This is a genomic window from Microcoleus sp., assembly GCF_049646505.1.
Classification (GTDB): domain Bacteria; phylum Cyanobacteriota; class Cyanobacteriia; order Cyanobacteriales; family Microcoleaceae; genus Microcoleus.
The window spans coordinates 1-3041 of sequence record NZ_JBARVX010000625.1 but is presented as its reverse complement, the minus strand read 5'-3'; the positions used below and the strand labels follow the sequence as shown (position 1 = coordinate 3041).

The window sequence follows — 3041 nt, the reverse complement described above, 5'->3', positions numbered from 1 at the left end:
CATGAGCTCGAATGTGGCATCTTTCGCTTGTACTAATAACTCGTATGCTGCTTGACGAAAGTCCTTTAATCGTTCACTGTTCATTTAAGGAGTGGATAGGTTTTATTTTTCACCCTCATTCTCTCCTAGCGCGGTGGCTCTAGTTCTTCTTTTGCCACCGTTCTCATCTTTGGTTAGTCTAAACTACAGTCAACAATCAACAGTCAACAGTCAACAGTCAACAGTCAACAGTCAACAATCACCTGACGGTACAACCGGAATTGATCTAAAATCTAAAATCTAAAATCTAAACTTGTACCTCACCTTTTTGACAAAGGCTATATCATATCGTTTCCGCTTGCATCGGAATGCTTTAACCACAGAGAACACAGAGCACACAGAGGGAGAGAATATATATCTGATATCGTTTCCGGTTGCATCGGAATAATAAAATCGAGTCGTACCGCCAACAGTCAACAGTCAACAGTCAACATCATAAGGAGTGTTACCGGAAATGATATGAATCATTTCAATGCTACGGGATTTGATATCAAAACCTCCTAACCGTCGGACGAAGTAGCCCTACAAAGAACGCCACAAAAGTTTTGAGCTGCTGTGGCGTTTTGTTATAAAAATAGGGAACTTTCGGCGCTAATTCTAGCCCTCAGACAAGATATTTGATAGGAAATCGGAAGAGCCGATCGCCCCGTTAACCCCGACAAAGTTTCCTAACACCCGATCGGTTCCTGCTATTCGCAACAACGTACCGTCAGGAGTAGCGCTAAATTGCAACTGCTGGAAACTCGCGCCGCCAGTCAAAACAAACTTATCGACACCTACCTCGAAGTTGATCACAGTATCAGTGCCGCCGTCAGCACTCAACACAAATCGATCGCTCCCAATACCTCCAATTAAAGTATCATCTCCCTCGTCGCCAAACAGCCAGTCATCCCCCGCACCTCCATTGAGAATGTCGCTATCTTTACCGCCAAACAGAGTATCGCTACCAGCATTTCCGTTGATAGTATCTTGCCCTTCGTTGCCGTAGAGCAAATCATCGCCGTCACCGCCGCTGATACAATCTTGCCGGTCGTTTGCGCCCACCGCGACACCTTGGTTATCAGCACGATCGCCGTAGATGGTATCGTTGCCCTCGCCACCGCAGAGTTCATCGCTGCCCTCACCGCCGTAAATCAAGTCGCTGCCGGCATCTCCTTGCAAGAGGTCGTTACCTCGGCCGCCGTCAATCTGGTCGTTACCTTCACCGCCACTGATAGTATCGTCAGCTTCATCGCCGAACAGCACGTCAGCACCGGTGCCGCCAAAGAGCAAGTCTCGGCCGTTAACATCTAGATCGTCGAGATTTTTAGTGCCACCGTAGATCGTGTCGTCGCCAGCATCGCCGACAATGGTATCAGAGCCGAGTTCGCCCCAAATCAAGTCATTATCTTTGCCGCCCCAAACACAATCATTCCCTTTACCTGGTTGCACCGTATCATTGCCGTAGCCGCCGCCGATGATGTCGTTGCCGCGGCCGCCAAAGAGCAAGTCTTCTTCGCCAGCACCGCTAACTGAGTTGGAACCGCCGCTGTCGCCGAGCAGAGTATCGGCTCCTTTGTCGCCGTAGAGAGTATCAGAGCCTAATTGACCGTAGATCAGGTCGTTGCCTTGGCCTCCGAAAGCCCGATCGTTATTTTCGCCGGCAAGCAGCGTATCATCACCTTCTTGGCCGCTGAGCAAATCGTTGCCGGAGCCTCCGTACAGCAAGTCGCGCCCCTCGAAGTCGCGAACCGTTTTGTTGCTTAAACCGCCAAACAAGCTGTCATCGCCGATGTCACCAATCAACGTATCGGACTCGAACTCGCCCCAGATCAGGTCATTGTCTTTACCTCCTAGGGCAAAATCGTTACCTTTGCCGGCGTGGATGGTATCGTTGCCCTCGTTACCGTTGATGATGTCTGCACCGCTGCCTCCGAAGATCAAATCGCCATTCTCAGCAGCGCTGTTGGAGTTATCGTTGCCGTTATCTCCCAAAATCGTATCGGCACCTCGGTCTCCAAACAGAATGTCTGCGCCTGAGTCACCTGCAATCCAGTCATTTTGTTTGCCGGCACGGACGATATCGTTGCCACCGCCGCCGTAGGCAATATCGGTGTCAGTGCCGGCAAAAATCGCGTCATTGCCTTCGTCGCCGTGAATTTCATCAGCGCCATTTTCGCCAAAAAGCAGGTCGTTGCCTTTCAAACCAAGGATTTTTTGGTTGCCTTTGGTGTCTGCGATGAAGTCATCGCCGTCGGTGCCTTTGGTGGTTTGTCCCTCTCCAAGTTGCGAAATCGGCCGGACAAATCCAACTGCGGGCGGTTGCGGAGGCGGCGCAAAGTTAATACCCGGTTTTTCCTGAATCGGCTGACACAGACAGTCGGTATCTGGTTCGGCGATCGGATTTGAGATACCGGGCGCGGGCGTTGGTGTGGGTGTGAGTGGGGGAACAGTTCCAACTTGCCTCAAGATAGCAGCAACAGTAGCGCTAGCGGGGCTGATTTTGCCGAGGTTGTCCGTGGCGGTGTAGCTGAAACTGGCTCCGGTAAAGTCACCTGTGGCTACAAAAAATAGTTGCTCTATCTGTGCCGGAGTCAGAACTTGACCGGCTGTCACCCCTACGTCGCCGTTGACTGGATCTGAAAAGAACAGGGTTCCTTGGTTGGCTGGGGGGACGCTGGTGATGGTGTAAGAGACGATCGACCCATCGGGGTCACTTCCTCCCAATCCCGGAATCGGCGCGATGCCGCTAGTCGGAACCGTGAAGTTAACATTGTTAATCGATGGCGGTTGGTTGGAAGTCGGGGGAATCGCCGCCACAGTAGCAGTGGCGGGGCTGGTAGCGCCGCTGTTATCTGTGGCGCTGTAGCTGAAATTGGCACCGGTAAAGCTACCTGTGGATTGGAAAAATAGTTGTCCTATTTGTGCCGGTGTCAAAACTTGACCCGGTGTCACGGCGACTCCGCCGTTGGCCGGATCTCCTAAAAACAGGATTCCTTGGGCCGCTGGGGGCAGGGTGTTGA

Annotated in this window: 1 pseudogene; it reads right to left on the bottom strand. The window is 51.8% G+C overall.

The features are described from left to right. Positions 1–636: 636 nt before the first annotated feature. A pseudogene (locus WBA89_RS29060) lies at positions 637–3041 on the bottom strand (hypothetical protein); the annotation flags it as partial.